This window comes from Pseudorhodoplanes sp. (genome assembly GCA_032027085.1).
In the GTDB taxonomy this organism is placed as follows: Bacteria; Pseudomonadota; Alphaproteobacteria; order Rhizobiales; family Xanthobacteraceae; genus Pseudorhodoplanes.
The window spans coordinates 4,847,228-4,865,230 of record JAVSMS010000001.1; the positions used below are offsets into that span (position 1 = coordinate 4,847,228).

Annotated in this window: 16 protein-coding genes and 1 other RNA gene; 6 read left to right on the forward strand and 11 right to left on the reverse strand. The window is 61.8% G+C overall.

Going from position 1 to position 18,003, the window contains the following annotated elements; translation table 11 throughout:
- Together rsmH and RO009_23835 are read right to left on the reverse strand one after the other, a co-directional pair.
- On the reverse strand, positions 1-1,038 hold the full coding sequence (rsmH, locus tag RO009_23830; protein MDT3688061.1) for a 16S rRNA (cytosine(1402)-N(4))-methyltransferase RsmH: 1,038 nt from the start codon (positions 1,036-1,038) through the stop codon (positions 1-3).
- Positions 1,035-1,514 carry a division/cell wall cluster transcriptional repressor MraZ gene (locus RO009_23835; GenBank protein MDT3688062.1) on the reverse strand — a complete coding sequence of 160 codons (480 nt, stop codon included), beginning with the start codon at positions 1,512-1,514 and terminating at the stop codon, positions 1,035-1,037. Before RO009_23835 ends, rsmH begins: the two co-directional genes overlap by 4 nt.
- Before the next feature lie 379 nt (positions 1,515-1,893).
- On the opposite strand from RO009_23835, the gene RO009_23840 reads away from it, so the two are divergent.
- Entirely contained in the window at positions 1,894-2,454 is a 561-nt protein-coding gene (locus tag RO009_23840; GenBank protein ID MDT3688063.1) for a PRC-barrel domain-containing protein, read from the forward strand.
- A gap of 81 nt (positions 2,455-2,535) precedes the next feature.
- Here the strand turns inward: RO009_23840 and RO009_23845 are convergent, their stop codons facing one another.
- Entirely contained in the window at positions 2,536-2,760 is a 225-nt protein-coding gene (locus RO009_23845; GenBank protein ID MDT3688064.1) for a hypothetical protein, read from the reverse strand.
- Positions 2,761-3,280: 520 nt separating this feature from the next.
- Here RO009_23845 and RO009_23850 point away from each other — a divergent pair.
- Positions 3,281-4,012, forward strand: a complete 732-nt coding sequence (locus RO009_23850; protein ID MDT3688065.1) for an outer membrane beta-barrel protein — start codon at positions 3,281-3,283, stop codon at positions 4,010-4,012.
- 136 nt (positions 4,013-4,148) lie between these two features.
- On the opposite strand, the gene rnpB is transcribed toward RO009_23850, so the two are convergent.
- Together rnpB and RO009_23860 are read right to left on the reverse strand one after the other, a co-directional pair.
- Positions 4,149-4,595: RNase P RNA component class A (gene rnpB / locus RO009_23855), an RNA gene on the reverse strand.
- 32 nt (positions 4,596-4,627) lie between these two features.
- Positions 4,628-5,464, reverse strand: coding sequence for an N-acetylmuramoyl-L-alanine amidase (locus RO009_23860; GenBank protein MDT3688066.1), 837 nt, complete (start codon positions 5,462-5,464; stop codon positions 4,628-4,630).
- A gap of 179 nt (positions 5,465-5,643) precedes the next feature.
- On the opposite strand from RO009_23860, the gene RO009_23865 reads away from it, so the two are divergent.
- Positions 5,644-6,534, forward strand: coding sequence for a DMT family transporter (locus RO009_23865; GenBank protein MDT3688067.1), 891 nt, complete (start codon positions 5,644-5,646; stop codon positions 6,532-6,534).
- Here the strand turns inward: RO009_23865 and RO009_23870 are convergent.
- From RO009_23870 to RO009_23885, 4 genes are all read right to left on the reverse strand, one after another.
- Positions 6,531-7,838, reverse strand: a complete 1,308-nt coding sequence (locus tag RO009_23870; protein MDT3688068.1) for a TRAP transporter large permease subunit — start codon at positions 7,836-7,838, stop codon at positions 6,531-6,533. The genes RO009_23865 and RO009_23870 overlap by 4 nt on opposite strands.
- Positions 7,838-8,395 carry a TRAP transporter small permease subunit gene (locus RO009_23875; protein ID MDT3688069.1) on the reverse strand — a complete coding sequence of 186 codons (558 nt, stop codon included), beginning with the start codon at positions 8,393-8,395 and terminating at the stop codon, positions 7,838-7,840. The genes RO009_23870 and RO009_23875 overlap by 1 nt, the downstream gene beginning before the upstream one ends.
- Positions 8,396-8,492: 97 nt before the next feature.
- Positions 8,493-9,467 (reverse strand): TRAP transporter substrate-binding protein, encoded by a 975-nt coding sequence (locus RO009_23880; GenBank protein MDT3688070.1) that lies wholly within the window; start codon positions 9,465-9,467, stop codon positions 8,493-8,495.
- A gap of 97 nt (positions 9,468-9,564) precedes the next feature.
- Positions 9,565-10,104 carry a winged helix DNA-binding protein gene (locus tag RO009_23885; protein ID MDT3688071.1) on the reverse strand — a complete coding sequence of 180 codons (540 nt, stop codon included), beginning with the start codon at positions 10,102-10,104 and terminating at the stop codon, positions 9,565-9,567.
- 106 nt (positions 10,105-10,210) lie between these two features.
- Here RO009_23885 and RO009_23890 point away from each other — a divergent pair, with 106 nt between their 5' ends.
- Positions 10,211-13,882 (forward strand): hydantoinase B/oxoprolinase family protein, encoded by a 3,672-nt coding sequence (locus RO009_23890; GenBank protein MDT3688072.1) that lies wholly within the window; start codon positions 10,211-10,213, stop codon positions 13,880-13,882.
- A 498-nt stretch (positions 13,883-14,380) separates the two neighbouring features.
- Here RO009_23890 and RO009_23895 read toward each other — a convergent pair whose 3' ends face one another.
- The gene (locus RO009_23895; GenBank protein ID MDT3688073.1) at positions 14,381-15,328 is read right to left on the reverse strand and encodes a diguanylate cyclase; all 948 of its coding nucleotides are present in this window, start codon (positions 15,326-15,328) and stop codon (positions 14,381-14,383) included.
- A 298-nt stretch (positions 15,329-15,626) separates the two neighbouring features.
- Between RO009_23895 and RO009_23900 the strand changes: the two genes are divergently transcribed.
- Positions 15,627-15,953, forward strand: a complete 327-nt coding sequence (locus RO009_23900; protein MDT3688074.1) for a hypothetical protein — start codon at positions 15,627-15,629, stop codon at positions 15,951-15,953.
- 1 nt (position 15,954) lies between these two features.
- Here RO009_23900 and RO009_23905 read toward each other — a convergent pair whose 3' ends face one another.
- A complete protein-coding gene (locus RO009_23905) occupies positions 15,955-17,304 on the reverse strand; it encodes an extensin family protein (GenBank protein ID MDT3688075.1) in 1,350 nt (449 codons plus the stop codon).
- 150 nt (positions 17,305-17,454) lie between these two features.
- On the opposite strand from RO009_23905, the gene RO009_23910 reads away from it, so the two are divergent.
- On the forward strand, positions 17,455-17,688 hold the full coding sequence (locus tag RO009_23910; GenBank protein MDT3688076.1) for a DUF2798 domain-containing protein: 234 nt from the start codon (positions 17,455-17,457) through the stop codon (positions 17,686-17,688).
- The last annotated feature ends 315 nt before the right edge of the window (positions 17,689-18,003 follow it).

Sequence of the window (18,003 nt, forward strand, 5' to 3'; positions counted from 1 at the left end):
TCAGCGGCCCCTGATCACATCGGCCAAGGACGGCAGCCGCGGCAGGAGATCATCGAAGTCTGCGTCGCGCGGCGGCGCGCTCGTGCGCTCGGCGGCACGCAGTTTGGCGGAGCGCGCGCGCTGATTGGTTGCAACCTCGGCGTCGTCCGGCGTCACCGGCTTTTTGGTCACCAGCGTGAAGGTCGGCGCCGGGCCGCGTGCGTCCGGCTGATGCCGCGAGCCCTGCTTGTGTTTGCCGCGCCCGGCGAAGAAGGACTTCACAATCCGGTCTTCCAGCGAATGAAACGACACCACCGCAAGCCGCCCGCCAGGCTTCAGGATGCGCTCAGCCGCAACCAGCGCTTCGCAGAGTTCCTGCAACTCCTCGTTCACGAAAATGCGGAGCGCCTGAAAGGTCCGTGTCGCCGGATGAATGGCGCCGGGCTTTGTGCGCACCACGCGCGCGACAACCTCGGACAGCGCGCGCGTGGTCGCGATCTCCGCCCTGTCGCGTTCAGCGACGATCGCACGCGCGATGGCGCGCGACTGCCGCTCTTCGCCGAGCTGATAGATGATGTTGGCGAGGTCGCGTTCGGACGCCTGCGCGATCACGTCGGCGGCGCTCGGTCCCTGCCGGCTCATGCGCATGTCGAGCGGACCGTCGAGACGAAACGAGAAGCCGCGCCCGGCCTCGTCAAGCTGCATCGAAGACACGCCGACATCGAGCACGATGCCGTCGACTGTGTCGAAACCGGCGCCGCGCGCAACATCATCCAGTGCAGAAAAACGATCCTCGGTCAGCATCAGCCGGCCTTTGGCGCTTTCGACAAGATCGGCGCCGCGCGCAATCGCGCTCTGGTCGCGATCGATGCCGATGACCCGGCAATTCGCCGCCGCGAGCATCAGCCGCGTGTAGCCGCCGGCTCCGAACGTGCCGTCGATGTAAACACCATCGTCCCTGATATTGAGTGCCGCGACCGCCTGCGGCCCCAGCACGGGAATGTGACGGGCCAGTCCGCCAGCGACCGCGGGTTCCCCGCCGTCGCCGCCCGTTGTCATTCCCGTGCTCCTTGCGGTTTCACCGCCGCCCCCTGCGCACCCAGCTTCCTTCTCAGCTCGCGCATCTTTCCGGTGGCCGCGGAAAGCTGCGCCGAGAAGCGATCGGGCGCCCAGATCTGGAATTTGTGTCCAAGACCAACGAACGCGACCGCGTCCATGATCCCCGCATGGTCCTTCAAAGACTCGGGAAGCGTCACCCGCCCCTCGCCGTCCATCTTCAATGTTTCGCTGGTGCCGTAGAGCGCGGTGGCGAATTGCTCGCGCTCCTCCGAAAACGGCGGATAGCTTGCGATCAGTTGCTCGATCTCGGTCAGCAGCGCCTGGCCCCCGGCCTCGATCGCCGGCTGGTCGAGCGACGGGCAGCAATAGAGCCCCTCGAACGCATCGCGCGCCAGCACGGCCCGGAACGGCGCCGGCACAGAGACCCGGCCTTTTGAGTCCAGCCGCAGAATGAAATGAGAGACGAACCGGTCCATCTCGCCCGCCGCACCGGTATGGGAGAATATGGGCTATCATGGGAACATTTGGGCGTCAATGGATTCACGCCCCGTTCCCGCTGACGGGGATACCGGGCTGCTCGCTCGTGATTAAGGATGGTTAAGATTAAGGAAGGGTTGAACGCCCGCACGCGCCCTTTCCGGCTCCCGCAAGAAGAAGATTTTCCTGCCCCGGGCGAATCGTTTCTGCGGCACCGCATCACGTCTCCGACACAACTTGCATGGCTCCTGTGATTCCTCGCCGCAGGCGAAGTTCCATCGGAACGCGCTCCGCCTCCGGACGTTTGCTCTGCGTGCGTGCGTCGCGCGTGTATGCGGCGCGCAACGAGTTTCTGTTTTTGAAAGCAAGGAGGCGAGCATGTTGAAGAAATTGATGGTGACCACGGCGATTACCGGTTTGATGATCGGTGCTGCCGCGGCGCAGTCATCGCAGCCGTCGGGATCGCAATCGATGCCATCGGCGCAGGACAAACCGGCAACCGACAAGGCTGCAACGTCGGCGCCTGCCGGCAATGCACAGTTCATCAATTCGCAAAGTGCGGACCAGATGCTGTCGTCGAATTTCATCGGAACCGACGTGGTCGGGCCGGATAATGAAAAGATCGGCGACGTGAATGACGTCCTCTTCACCAAGGACGGCAAGATCGTAGGTTATGTCGTGGGCGTCGGCGGCTTCCTCGGCATCGGCAGCAAGAACGTCGCCTTGGCTCCGTCATCGTTTCAGATGGTCCCGGCCGGCTCCGGAACCACAGGCTCGGCGGCGGGCGCATCCGATGACATGAAGCTGAAGCTGAACATGACCAAGGATCAGCTGAAGCAGGCGGCAAGCTTTGAAACGAAGAAAGACCAGGACTCGAAGGCGCGGGCGACTTCGCCGTCGAGCAGCCCCGGAAGGCCGGCTGGTTCGCCGTCCAAGTAATTCGGGTGAGAGTGGCGTCAACAGTGTGTAGCGTGAGCGTGAGCGGTCCGGATACCCCCGTCCGGGCCGCTTTTTTTGCGATCAAGAGAATGTCTGCTTCCACCACATCGTCAGCGCGGCCAGCGCGATCACCAGCGCCGGTGCAACGATGCCGCGCCAGTCGGCGCCGAACGGATTGTGCCGTCCGCAATAATAGCAGCGCTGGAATTTTCGCAGGATCATATCCGAGAGCGGCAAGCTGGTCCCGCAAGAGCGGCACTTGCTGCGACGATCGAGTCTGTACAATTCAACGGCAGGCTCACGCATCACGGACTCCCGGTATCCTATGCATTCGCACGTTGAAGGACGGGATTTCGTTTGCGATTTTGAGCGTCGCACTTTGATATTTGCTTAACCAGGCGGTGCACATGCGTCGGCGAATCGAAAATGCGTGGACGCGTCTCAATCTGAAACAAGATTCGTCTTGTGTTCCTGAAGAACGAATCGAGGTCCGATTTTTTGGGACAGGTCAGGTGTTAAGCGAAGGTTTCCGCGTGCGCCGCCGCCGACAAAAAAGCGAGCCATCATCATCTCGCCCCCCGAAACGAATCATCGTTATCCAGCTACCTCGAAAACATCCAGAGCCAGGATCGCGAATGAATGAGGCGGCGTTATCACGCGGTTGCGTGCACGATCAGGCGATTGCGTTGCGCGGCTACAACGGTTTCCGGTGCCCAGCCACCGTTTTACGGCGATATTTATCGACCATCATTTTCGCTTGGCTTGCGGCGAACTGCCGCTGATTTAACGTGGCTATGGGACGGACATAGCAAGAGGGGGGCGCCAGATGCGTCGTCTGTTTGGACTTTCTCTCTCACTTCTCGGCATCGCCTTTTTCGCGCACACAGCGAACGCCGCCGATCTTCCCAGAAAGGCGCCGCCTCCTGCACCGGTTGTTGCCGCTTTCAACTGGAGCGGTTTCTACGCCGGTATTCACGGTGGCTGGGCAACCGGCGATTTTGAGTCCAGCACGCTCGGAGGTTCAGCCGACATTGACGGTGGATTTTTCGGTGGCCAGATCGGCTGGAATTGGCAGGCCGCCGGTTCGCCGTGGGTTTGGGGTGTAGAGGTTGACAGCGCCTGGGCCGACATTGGCGACTCTGTCACGACCGTCATTGCTCCCTTTACCGGGACAGCCTCATCCGATCTTGACTATTTCGGCACGGCCCGTCTGCGTGTTGGTTACGCTTGGGATCGCGTACTTTGGTATGTCACGGGTGGCCTCGCCTGGGCGCACAACGAGATTTCCGGCAGCTTGGCAGGCCCCGGATTTGTCGCTGGCGCCTCCAGCGACAACACGCATGTTGGCTGGACCATTGGCGGCGGCGTGGAATGGGCTTTCGCCGATCCGTGGTCAGTCAAGCTCGAGTATCTGTTCATGGATTTCGGCAGCGAGGATTATTTTGGCGGACCCGGTGGCGGCGGCTTCGATGCCGATACACAGATTCACACCTTCAAGATCGGCCTGAATTATCGCTGGGGTGGCTACGGCAAATCGCCGGTTGTTGCCCGCTACTGAACCTGAGTGAGAGACTGCTTTACGCAACTGGCCCCGGCGCAAGCCGGGGCTTTGTTGTGCGCCATCAGATCAGGCGCGCCCAGACCAAAAACCTGGCGGGGCGCCCGGCGGTTTGCGCCGGACGCCCCTTCATCAAGATGTCAGCCCGCCTGTAAGCCGGGTTCTGTATGGCCCGCATCTCGCGATGCGAACGTGACGGCCATTCCTCTGCGACGCCGGTTGCCCGGCGCCTGAAGCAACCTACCCGAACGGCTGGTCCGGACAGACCTGAGAGTGTCCCGCTTTCGCGAAGACAAGTCCCGCGCCGTTCCTATTCGGTTTTGCTCCCGGTGGGGTTTGCCGTGCCGTCTGCGTCGCCGCAAACGCGGTGCGCTCTTACCGCACCGTTTCACCCTTGCCTCGCGCCAATACGCAACGCGGCCGAGGCGGTCTCACTTTTCTGTGGCACTTTCCCTAGGCCCTGTCTCCGGGAAGCGGAGACCGGACTCGCCGGACGTTATCCGGCACCGTGTGTCCGTGGAGCCCGGACTTTCCTCCCCGGCGCCCTTTCGAGCCTTACCGGAGCGGCCGTCCGGCCGACTGACGCCTTAGCAATGGGGAGTGCGGACGCCCGCGTCAAGTGTCGCTGAGGCTTTCGCGGGCGACGTCTCGCGGCATGGTTTCCGTCTGCTGCGCCATCAGATGCGAGGGCTGTGTCTCCAGCAGCGCCCGCAGCGTGATCAGCGTCGAGGAATCGAGCACGCCGTCAATGCGGGCCGGGCGGAAATGGCGCTGGAAAGCGGCGACGACGCAGCGGGTTTTCTCGTCGTAATAGCCGTCGGTCGGCAGACCGTAGCCATAGCGCGCGAGCGCCATCTGCAATTTGCCGATCGCCTCGCCGCGGTCGCCCATTTCGAAATTTGGACTGTCCATGATCGGCGCCGGTTCGACCCAATGCCCGATGCCGGACTCCGACAGAAGGCGCCAGGGGAATTTCTCACCGGGGTCCTGCTTGCGTTCCGGCGCCACATCGGAATGCGCCAGCACCCGATCGGCCGGAATGGAATGGCGCAGCATGATGGCACGGCAGAGCGAGATGACGGCCGCAATCTGCCGGCGGGGAAAATCCGGATAGCCGAAATCATGGCCAGGATTGTGGATCTCGATGCCGATCGAACACGAATTGATGTCGGTCTCGCCGGCCCAGAAACTGTGCCCCGCATGCCAGGCGCGGCGGCTCTCCGGCACAATCTGGACGATGCGCCCATCCTCGTGCACGAAATAATGGGCGGACACGCTGCTTTCGACGGCGGCGAGACGCTGCACGGCGGCATCCGCGTCCTCCATTCCGGTGTAATGCAGGACGATCATGTCCGGATCGCGATTATTCGCTCGCTCGCCATGATTGGGCGACGGCACGACTTCGGACACCAGGACGCTGTCGGGTTCGAACGGGAGCAACGGGGCGGGCATGGCGGCACAATAGCAAGCCAGACGCCAGAACGAGAAGGGGAAATGCCGACGGAGGTCAAGACGGCCGCCCCAAAAAACTTGCTCATCACTTTACCGCATGAAGCCAATGAATTCTCGGCGCTGGTTCGCGGTCCGAAACGCAGCTAGCGTGCGTCTCCCTCCTCCCGACAATTGCCTGCATGCTTTCCCAACGACAAAATCTCGGCCTGCTGCTCGGTTTCATCGGCATCGTCATCTTTTCCGGCACCATGCCGGGGACGCGCTATGCCATTCCATCTGTCGATCCTTATTTCCTGACGGCATTTCGCGTCAGCCTGGCGGGCTTTGGCGGCGTCGTCGCGTTGATCGTCACGCGCCGGAAATGGCCCTCGGCCAATGCCTTTGGACCGCTGATCCTGTGTGCGATCTGTCTGGTGCTGGGCTTTCCGCTGCTGATGGCGGTCGCGCTGGTCACGGTGCCGGCCGGACATAGCGGGGTCATCCTTGGCGTTCTGCCGCTCGCAACTTCGGTTGCCGCCGCATTGTTCCAGCATGAGCGCCCAAGCCGCGGATTCTGGATTGCCGGCGTGATCGGCGCCGTGCTCGTGATCGCATTCGCGCTCCATCGCGGCGGCGGAGGAACCATTACCATCGGCGATATGCTGGTTCTGCTTGCGGTGCCCTGCGCCGCCATTGGCTATGTTTATTCGGCGCGACTGGCTGCGACGATGCCGGGCTGGGAAGTCATTTCCTGGATCGTCGTTATATCGCTGCCCATCGCATTGCCGGCGACTTTCCTGTTATGGCCGGCAGACGCATCCAGCATCCCGGCGAGTGTCTGGGTGGCGCTGATCTATCTCGGCCTGATGAGCCAGTTCATTGGTTTCTTCGCCTGGAATGCCGGGCTGGTCATGGGCGGCATTTCGCGCGTCAGCCAGATTCAATTGCTGATGCCGTTCGTGGTGGTGCTGATGGCGGCGGTGGTCAACCGCGAGGCAATCGACCTCGAGACGATGCTGTTCGCCGCCGCTGTGGTGCTGACGGTTGCGATCGGAACTCGCATGCGGGTCGCGCGTCCCGCCAAGGCCTAGCGCACATCGAACATTGTCGACGGCAGCCACAAAGCGATTTGCGGGAAGATCACGATCAGCGCCACCGCCGCGCACATCAGGAAGAAGAGCGGCAGCGTGTACGCGCCGATGGTGAATATGTTGCGGCCGGTCATGCCCTGCAGAACATAAAGGTTGAAACCAACGGGCGGCGTGATCTGCGCCATTTCCACGACCAGCACCAGATAGATGCCGAACCAGATCAGATCAAAGCCCGCCCGATCGACCAGCGGAATGATGATGGACGTCGTCAGCACCACCATCGAAATGCCGTCGAGGAAACATCCAAGCAGGATGAAGAACACCGTCAGCACCGCAATCAATTGCCAGTGCGAAAAATTGAATCCGGCGATCCATTCCGCCAGCGCGCTCGGGATGCCGGTGAAACCCATTGCCGCCGTCAGATAGGCGGCCCCCGCCAGAATGAAGGCGATCATGCAGCTCGTTCGGGTCGCGCCCAGCAAGGCCTCGACGAAGGTGGTGCGTGTCAGCGTGTTGGACCACCATGACAGGGCCAGCGACAGAAACACGCCGACAACCGCCGCTTCGGTAGCGGATGCAAGTCCACCATAGATCGAGCCGATGACGCCAGCGATCAGCAGCACGATCGGAATCAGGCGGCGGCTGGCCACGACCCGATTGACGAAACTGACCGGCGGCTCGCGCGGCGGCATCCGCCGTGTATTCAACAACGCCCAGACGACGATAAAGCCCATGAACAGGGCTGCGAGCATGATACCCGGCACAACGCCGGCGATGAACAGGCGCGCGATCGACTGGTCGGTCGCCGTCGCATAGACGATCATGATGATCGAAGGCGGGATCAGAAGCCCCAGCGTGCCGGACCCGGCGAGTGTTCCGACCGCCATTTTCTCGTCGTAGCCGCGCTTGAGCAGTTCCGGCAGCGCGATGCGACCGATAGTGGCGCAGGTGGCCGCGGACGATCCCGACACCGCGGCAAAGATCGCGCAACCCACGACATTGACGTGCAGCAGGCGTCCCGGAAGCCGCTGCAACCACGGCGCCAGCCCTTCGAACATGTCCTCCGACAATTTGGTGCGATAGAGAATCTCACCCATCCAGATGAACATCGGCAACGCGGTGAGATCCCACGAATTGGAGGCAGACCACACGGACGTGGCAAGTACCTGGCCGGGAGGCGTCGCAATCTTGGTCATGACCGCGACGAGACCGGTAGCGGCAAGCGCAAATCCGATCCAGATCCCCGAGCCCAGAATGACGAACAGCAGGACAATGAGAACGAACGAGAGTTCTACGACGCCCATTACGCCTCCTTGCCAAGCGTAATGGCGTCTTCGCTCGTCCGGAATGTCGGCCGACCCTGCCGCAGCACGATGAGAAACTCGTCAACAAGAGCGATGGTGAGAACCAGTGCGCCCACAGCCATCGCAGCCTGCGGAATTGTGAGTGGAACCCGGATCACGCCCGTCGACACCTCGTTGAATTGCCATGACACCCAGGCGAACAGCAGCAATTGCCAAGTCATGTATCCAGCGAACGCGGCCGAGGCGCCGAACGCCCATAATTCGGCCTTGTGCCGCCACTTTTCGGAAAGCATCGCCAGCAGCATGGTGACGCGGATATGCGCGCCCGCTTTCAGCGTGCCGGCCAACGCCAGGAAACTCGCGGCCGCCAGCAGATAGCCTGCGATTTCCGCCAGCGACAGAATGACGAGGCCAACCGGCGGCAACCCGACCAGCGGCAGGAGAATATCGATGAGGCGGCCGGCAAGCTGCGCGCCGACCATAACCGCAATCACGACAAGACACAGGGCCGAAAGCCAAAGTGCCGTTTGAAAGAGCGCGTCCAGAAACTTCCGCATCACGATCCCCACATCGTCACGCCGGGCCTGCCCCCGCGTCCCGCGGCCGAAAGAAGAACTCCCGGGCCTGGGTCCGGGAGTTCTTGTCAGTGCTGAATTACTTCTTGTAGGCGTCAATCATCGCTTTTCCATCGGCCCCGGCCGATTTCGCCCACTCGGCCGCAATCGTTTCGCCGATCTTGGTCAGACCATTCTTCAGTTCCGCACTTGGGGGCAGCACAATAATTTTGGCATCCTTGAGCGCCTTGGTCTTGATCGCCATTTCCTCCTGCGAGGCCTTCCAGCCGCGCTCTTCTGCGGCCTTGGCGGCATCCAACAACGCCTTCTGCTCGTTCGGCTTCAGCTTGTCGAACGCCGCTTTGTTCACGAAAACGATGTTGCGCGGCAGCCAGGCCTGTGTGTCGATGTAATGCGTCAGGTAATCCTGCGCCTTGGTGTCGACGCCAGTCGAAGCGGAGGTGATCATCACATCGACGCGGCCGGTGGCGAACGCGGTCGGCAGGTCGGGCACCTCGATCTGCGTCGGGATCGAGCCGGCCAGCTGAGCGATGCGGCCGATCATCGGATTGTAGGTGCGGAATTTCAGCCCCTTGAGATCGTCGACCGATTTTATCTCGCGCTTGGCATACAGACCTTGCGGCGGCCACGGCACCGAATACAGCAGCATCAGCCCTTCGGAGGCGAGCTGCTTTTCAAGAAACGGCTTCTGCGCAGCATAAAGCTTCTTCGCCGCATCATAGCCGGTGGCGAGGAACGGCAGCGCGTCAAAACCGTAAACCGGTGCTTCGTTGGCCGCCAGCGATTCCAGAATCTCGCCGATCGGCGCCGTACCCTGACGGACCGCACGCTTGATTTCAGGATGTTTGATCAGGGAACCGGCCGAATGAACCTTGATCTTGAGCGAACCGCCAGTGGCTTTCTCCACGTCAGCGGCAAAAGCGGCGACGGTTTTCGTGTGGAAATTGCCGTCCGGATAAGGGGTCGGCATGTCCCATGTAGTCTGGGCCGCAGCCGCAGTCGCCACGCTGCCGGCTACTGCCAGCCCAAGCAGTCCACGCATAACTATCGTCATCGTCGTTCTCCCTCGCGATTGCATCACACAGCCGTTCTGCTCTGACACTCACTCTAGCAGGGATCGCCTGCCCCTCGAATAGTCTTCCGTTCGAGTTTCATAAGCTCGCCGCCGATCGCGCGGCCTGATCGTAGTGACCGGACAAGGCGCGCATCAGCGCGGCAATCTCCGACAGGCGTCGCTCATCGCTGCCGGCGCCCTTGACCGGCGCGACCAGCAAGACCTCGCGGATTTTCGTGTAAGCGGCGACAACCGTTTCGCCCTTGCGCGTCAACGCAACCGTTTTCTCGTTGCCGCTGCGGCCCGAGGACACGAGTCCGGCCGCCTCCAGCTTTTTCACGGAATAGGTAACGAGATGCGTATCCTCGATATTCAGCACGAGGCAGATATCGGCGAGCCGCTTTGCTTTGCCGCGGTGCGCGATGGTGTGCACCACCAGCACGTCCAGCGGCGAAAGATCGGGCACGCCGGCGGCCGCCATACAGCGGACGATCCAGCGCTCGAAAGCGTGACCGAGAAGAATGAGCCCGAATTCCAGTTCCGATAAAGCCGGCATCGCTCCGGCGGCCAGATGTGCCGAAGAAACCACCGGGCCAACCGGTTTCTCGCCGCTTCTTTGCGCTTGCTGCCTGGCCATAAGCCGCGCTTCCATTGCCCTCATGGAAGGCTAGCGTCGTAAAATAATTTGTCAACAAATCGTTGACGATTTATAGGATGAGCAGAGACCACAGCGAACCATCAAAATGGCGGCGCAGCAAAGCTGGGATTTCTGGATCGACCGCGGCGGCACGTTCACCGACATCGTCGGGCGCAAGCCCGACGGCACGTTGGTCGCGCACAAGCTTCTGTCGGAGAATCCTGAGGCCTACCGCGATGCCGCCGTGCAGGGCATCCGCGACCTGCTCGGACTGAAGGCCGGCGACGCTATTCCTGAAGGCCGCATCGCCGCCGTGAAAATGGGGACTACGGTCGCGACCAATGCACTGCTGGAGCGCAAGGGCGAGCGCACTTTGCTGGTGACGACCAAAGGTTTCCGCGACGCGCTGCGCATCGGCTATCAGGCGCGGCCGAAAATCTTCGCGCGGCAGATCATCAAGCCGGACATGCTGTTCGAACGCGTTGTCGAGGTCGACGAGCGCGTGCGCGCCGACGGCACTGTCGAGCGCAAGCCTGATCTCGCCGCTGTAGGCGACGAACTCGAAGCCTCGAAAGCCGACGGCATCAAGTCAGTCGCCATCGTGTTCATGCATGCTTATCGCTATCCGGAACACGAAAAGGCTGTTGCCACGCTCGCGCGTGAGATGGGCTTTGCCCAGGTCTCGGTCAGTCACGAGGTCTCGCCGCTGATCAAGTTGGTGGGACGTGGCGATACGACTGTGGTCGATGCATATCTCTCGCCGATCCTGCGCAAGTATGTAGCGCAGGTAGGAAGCGAGCTTGTTGCTTCACCGACCTCGCTTGCTGAGAAAGTCGGCGCGCTCGGCGCGCCGGGAGGAGGCTCATCCACAAGAGTCCACCTCATGTTCATGATGTCCTCGGGTGGCCTCACCGCCGCCGATCTGTTTCAGGGCAAGGACGCGATCCTCTCCGGCCCCGCCGGTGGCGTCGTGTCGATGGCTGAAACCGCGCGCGAGGCCGGCTTCAAGTACGTGATCGGCTTCGACATGGGCGGCACCTCGACCGACGTGTCGCATTTCCACGGCGAATACGAGCGCGCATTCGAGACCGAAGTGGCGGGCGTACGCATGCGCGCGCCAATGATGCTTATTCATACGGTGGCGGCCGGCGGCGGCTCGATCCTGCATTTCGACGGCGCGCGCTTTCGCGTTGGTCCCGACAGCGCCGGTGCCAATCCCGGGCCAAAGTGCTATCGCCGCGGCGGCCCCCTCGCCGTCACCGACGCCAATGTCATGGTGGGCAAGCTGCTGCCTGACTTCTTCCCGAAAATCTTCGGACCGCGGCAGGATGAGCCGCTCGACGACAAGGCGGTGCGCGAAGCCTTCGAGAAACTCGCCAGGGAGGTCGGCGACGGCCGCAAGCCAGAAGAGGTCGCCGACGGCTTCATCAAGATTGCGGTCGAGAACATGGCCAACGCGATCAAGAAGATTTCCGTGCAGCGTGGCTATGACGTGACGCGCTATGCGCTGAACTGTTTCGGTGGCGCCGGCGGCCAGCACGCCTGCCTTGTCGCCGATGCGCTCGGCATGACCAAGGTCCTCATCCATCCTTTCTCGTCGCTGCTCTCGGCCTATGGCATGGGCCTCGCCGACATCCGCGCCACGCGTCAGCAGGCGATCGAAGAGCCGTTCGGTGTGAAATCACTTGCCGCGCTGAAGAAGATCGGAACGCGGCTCGGCAAAGAGACGAAGGGCGAAGTGGCGGGCCAGGGTGTACCTGCGAAATCGATCGACGTGATAGTCCGAGCGCACATCCGCTACGCGGGGACTGACACCGCCCTTGTGGTGAAAGCCGGAACGCTGGCAGCGATGAAGGCGGCGTTCGAGAAAGCGCACAAGGCGCAATTCGGCTTCGTCGACCGCAAGAAGGATCTGGTGATCGAAGCCGTTTCGGTGGAAGCCGTCGGCGGCGGCGCCAAGTTCCGCGAGAAGACACTGAAGACGACGCGGGGCAAGCTCCCCTCGCCCACCCGCCGCACCAAATTTTTCTCCGCCGGTCAATGGCACAAGGCGAATGTCTATACGCGCGACCAGATCAAGCCTGGTCAGAAGATCAAAGGCCCGGCCATCGTCATCGAACCGCATCAGACCATCTTGGTTGAATCCGGCTGGCAGGCGGAGCTGACGAAGAAGAATCACCTGATTCTGGCGCGCGTCAGGAAGCTGAAACGGCAAAGCGCGATCGGCACCAAGGCGGATCCAGTGATGCTGGAGGTCTTCAACAACCTGTTCATGTCGATCGCCGAACAGATGGGCGTCGCTTTGCAGAACACCGCCTATTCGGTGAATATCAAGGAGCGGCTCGACTTCTCCTGCGCGGTGTTCGACGGCAAAGGATCGCTGGTCGCCAACGCGCCGCACATGCCGGTGCATCTCGGCTCGATGGACCGTTCGGTCGAGACCATCATCCGCGACAACAAAGGCAAGATCAAACCGGGCGACGTCTACGCGATCAACGCGCCTTACAACGGCGGCACGCATCTGCCCGACATCACGGTCTGCACGCCGGTCTTCGACAAGGCCAGGCGCAAGATCCTGTTCTGGGTCGCTTCCCGCGGCCACCACGCCGACGTTGGCGGCATTTCGCCCGGCTCAATGTCGCCGAACGCGACGACCATCGAGCAGGAGGGCGTGCTGTTCGACAATTTCAAGCTGGTCGACCGCGGACGCTTCCTCGAAAGGGAACTGATGGCCGCGCTGACCGGCGCCAAATATCCGGCACGCAACCCGATCCAGAACATCAACGACATCAAGGCGCAGATCGCCGCCAACGAGAAGGGCGTGCAGGAACTGCGCAAGATGGTTGCGCATTTCAGTCAGCCCGTGGTCGACGCCTACATGAAGCATGTGCAGGACAACGCCGCCGAAAGCGTGCGGCGGGTGATCGACCGGCTGCATGATTCCGAGTTCAGCTACGAGATGGACCAGGGCACCGTGATCAAGGTGAAGATCACGGTCGACAAGAAAAAGCGGGAGGCGACGGTGGATTTCACCGGCACCTCGCCCCAGCAGCCGACGAATTTCAACGCGCCTGAGCCGGTGACTCGCGCGGCCGTGCTCTATGTGTTTCGCGTGATGGTGGACGATGACATCCCGATGAATGCCGGCTGCCTGCGGCCGATCAATATCGTGATTCCGAAAGGCACAATGCTGACGCCGGAATATCCCGCCGCTGTGGTCGCCGGCAATGTCGAGACCTCGCAGGCGGTGACCAATTGCCTGTTCGGGGCGCTCAATGCGCTCGCCGCTGCGCAGGGCACCATGAACAACCTGAATTTCGGCAACAAAAAATATCAATACTACGAGACGATCTGCTCGGGCTCGCCCGCGGGCCCCGGCTTTGACGGCACCGACGCCGTGCATACGCACATGACCAACACGCGGCTGACCGATCCGGAAATCCTGGAATTTCGCTATCCGGTGCTGCTGGAGGATTTTCACGTCCGCAAGGATTCAGGCGGCAAGGGGCAATGGAAAGCCGGCGACGGCATCCGCCGCACCATCCGGTTCCTCGAGCCGATGGAATGCACGCTACTGACCGGACACCGCCGCGTGCGTCCGTTCGGACTTGCCGGCGGCGAAGCCGGTCAGGTCGGCGAAAATTCCGTGCGCCGCAAGGACGGCACGATCGAGAAGCTCAAGGGCTGCGATTCCACGACGCTCGACGCCGGCGAAGCCATCATCATCCAGACACCCACTGCCGGTGGCTGCGGCGATCCGCGAAAGCGTCGATCATAGCCCGCGTTCAGGCCTCGGCGCGCGTGTCCTCTTTCCAGCAGAGGGATGACTTGCTGATCGCATCTTCCTGAGCCGCAACGGCGACGTTTTGGCCAGCGAACGCGGCTGACGCTTCGGCGTCCCAAGGACATGCGGACCTCCGCGGCCGGCCGCCATGCCGTAACCAGCGATGGGCAACAGCCCAAGACTGCGCCGTGCCGCCTCGATCTGTATCCAAGCCGCTTCGATGTCCCGCCGGCAGCGTTCGATGAGCCGCCATGCCAATGCCTGCGGGGCTTCCCCTTCCGCGTCGCTCTGCATGCCGGTCAACGCTCACAATCTGCGGCCGTTCCTGCAAAAAGCAGCTGGCATTGCGATTTCCGCAGTGGCGTCGCGAAAATCCTGCTGTCCTTGGCAATCTGGAAATGGCCTGAGCTCGCGGAGCGCCTTCCCGCCTTCGCCCGGCGCTACAATCAGCCTTGACCACACGTGCCAGGAGGCCACTGGCGCATGACGTGACTAGTCCCGCGTCTTGATGTCGCGCGCTTGACCGCGGATCACGCTGCCCGTCCTGTCGAGTGCGTGCGCCGCCTCGACATCCGACGAGGAAACAACACGATTCCGGCCACCCGATTTGGCCATGTACAAGGCCATGTCGGCGCGACGCAACAATGTGTCGATGTTGTCGCCGATCTGGTAAGCGCTGACGCCAAAACTGCTCGTCAGGCTGATCCGGCCTTGACCGGCACTGATTGACAGATCCGTCACCCGCACGCGCAACCGTTCAGCCAGCGCGACGGCGTCATCCGCCGTCTTGCCTGGCAGAAGCATGGCAAATTCCTCGCCGCCAAGGCGGCCGGTTATCGCCTCTTCCGATGCTGCGAGCGCGGCAACACAGCGAATCGCTTCGTCGCCCACATCATGACCAAACGTGTCATTGATTCCCTTGAAGTGATCTATGTCGATCATGATGGCTGCGATAGGGCCGACGACGGACGGGCTGAAATATTCGGCCGCCGCTTCAAAAAAACCGCGGCGATTGGAAATGCCCGTGAGCGGGTCCAATGTCGCCATGCAGATCAAATCGCGCTGCAACGTCCCGAGACGCTCGGCGGCCCTCAGCCGGGCGTAGAGTTCTTCCGCATTTGGCGGCTTGTTGATGAAGTCGTCGGCGCCTCCATCGATCGCCTCGACGAGATTGTGCCGCTCGTGGCTGGCGGACATCATCAAAATATAGATGGGCCGCCGCTTGCCCGCGAGACGGCGCACCTTGAGGCACATTTCAGCTCCCGACATGGACGTGAGTTCGGCGCTGGTCAGCAGCACTCCGACATTGGTGTGAGCGGAGATATAATCGAGCGCTTCCGGCGCATCCTGGAACGGAAATACCTGATGGTCGCGTGCCTCCAGCAAGCGCCCCACACATTTCAGGACCGTTCGGCTTGGATCGACGACGACCGTATCCATCGCATCCCCTCCATTCTCTCCACTTGCTTGGAATGCATTCTCCGATTGCCGGAGCAATTTTTCTCAACTTCCGCGTTCAAGAATGATGGGGGAGCGTTAGCAGTTTAATGCGGAAAATGCGAAAATTTGACGAGAATGCATTGCCCCGGAAAAACACATCGGCGACCAGAATTTTGTCCCGGTTGGTCGAGAAGGCCATTTTGCGCGTTACATGTGGAAAGATAGTCAGACTGCTCCAGTCAGAATAAGCCATGATCAAAGCGCCCTGATTTTCGTTGTGGTCGTCACGGCGCTGGCCGTGGCGCCACCTGCGGCACGGGCCCAGTCCTATCCAGTCTCAGGCAAATGGACCTATGAAAATCCGCACGGCGAAGGGCCGGCCAAGGATTGCGGCCGGCGCTACATGACATTCCATTCGCCGCAGCGCTTCGACACCGGTGGCGGTGTGCCGAGCTATCGCAATGTCAGCGTCGACAACGCCGGAAACGCGACCTATCGCATTGTCGATGAATTCGCCACCGGCCAGATCCGGGCACGCTTAAGTTACACCCTGCGCCAGATCGATGCCGACCACATCGTGATCCAGGTTGCGGGAAACACGATTCCGTTGCGGCGCTGCCAGTAAATCAGTCATCGCGGCGGCGCGGGCCGTCATCTTCCACCCAGTCATCGTCATCTTCTTCCGGTGCGAAGAATTTCTTCAGCTTGGGTTTTGCTTTCGTCTTCGCCGCGGCTTTCATCTTGTTCACCGAACCGGTGACGCCGGAATCCCGGCCGAGCGCATAGCCACGCTCCTGCGCCGCGCGCGCGGCGATGATCTCGCCCGACACCGCATCGGGATTGCAGATCGTGCGCCCGCTGTCGCGCCGCATCAGATCGACATGGATATGATCGTAATGGAAGCGGTTGGAGCCCGGCGCCAGCACCGTGGTGAATTGCTCGCAGGCCGCGCCCTGGACGTCGCGCAGGAAGCCCTGCTCTTCCGGCGTACCGCGCCAGCCGTTGTTCACCGTGATGCGGCGCCCGTCCGCAAGCGTGAATGAGGAAATGTCGAGCGCGTTGCCGAAGGCATGTTCGGAGATGCGCGCGCCCGGTTGGGCGTTCATGCCCCGGCAGGAATAGGCGGAAATCTGCCGGATCTCGGACACCGGTTGCCCGAACCAGCGCCGCGCCGCCGGCTGCACCGAAGACGCGATCCATTGATCGAGCGCAGACACAATCGGACAGGCAAGCGTCGCCGCCGGCTTGATCTCCACCGGACCGATCGACCCGGTATATTGCCCGCGCGGCGACAGCGGCACGCTTTGCGCACGGGGATAAGACGACCGCGGCTGATATTGCGGCTGGCTTTGTCGAACCGGCGCGCGCGAGGACGATGCATCGGACACATCGTCTTCGTTGTCGGGCGGCGGCGCGTCATAGATCGATGGCCGCCGCGACGTGGCAGCTGCGGGAGCGGCGCGCATCCCCGGCTGTTCGTGTCTGCCCAAAGACGACGCCTGCTGATCCAGGCTTTGCGGCGTGAGCGACAGCGGCGCCTGCAACGGCGCCGACTGCACGGCGCTGCGCGGCTGATAAGTCTGCGGCGCGGCAACCTGCGGCACAGATCGCGGCTGGCTGTAAGGATTGCCGTAGCGTGGCTCCGCCGCCGGCCATGACGGCTGCGACGACGGCCGGGACCTGGCCCCACCCGGAATGGCGCCCGGCGGGCGCAGCTCTTCGGAATAGCCCATCGCGCTCGAGACCTCGCCGAGCGCCGTCACCTTCAGCGGATAGTCCGCCCCGCAAATGCCTGGGCCGTTGATCGGCTCCGCCCGCACCAGCACTTGGCTTTCTTTCACTGCGCCGGATTTCAGACAGGCGAGCTCAGCTTCCTTCCGCCAGGGCTCACGCTGCGCAAAAAAATAGCGCCCGCAGCCAGCCAGGGCGACGAGAACGAGGGAGCCGACGAGACACAAACGCACTCCGCGGGACATGACGCGGACAATGCGAATGACTCTGTTAACGTCTCATCAATCCTGCCGAGGGCGCAAAACCCCGGTCTGGTTAGCGTTACCAAATGGTTTCGCGCTTGATGGGGCGCCGACGTTGCGTTCAACTTCCGCCGTGCAAAGGGACCCTGCGCCATGGACTGGAAGACACGGCTGCTCACCGCGTCGCTGATGACCATCGTCATGGTGGCGATGGTCACCTTCATCGCCACATTCCTGAATCTCGGTCTTGACCCGGGCTTTTTCCGGCAATGGGGCAAGGCGTTTGTCGTTGCCTGGCCGGTTGCTGCCATCACGGGCTTCATGGTCATGCCCAAGGCGCGCCGTCTCGCCGACCAGATCCTGATGCGGCTGGGGCGGCCAATGTGACGCCGCAGAAGTGCGACAATTCAACCCAGAATTGTTCTCATGCCATTTACCTATGCCAAGGAAATCAATGGCTTCCCGCAGCGCCCCATGACTGGTGTGGAAAATATTTTATGTAGAAATATCAGGTTCTTAGTAGCAAAAAGGTGACGATTTCGCGATCCGCTTGGACACTTTTGGGCAGATGCCGCGTTGTGGGCTTCGAGCCAGCCACCGCATCTGTTAAGCTGGCATTCATCTCAACACAAGGGAGGCCTTATGCACCTAGCCTTGAAACTGAATGTCCTGGCTGTCTGCGCCGTCTTTGCATTCGTTGGC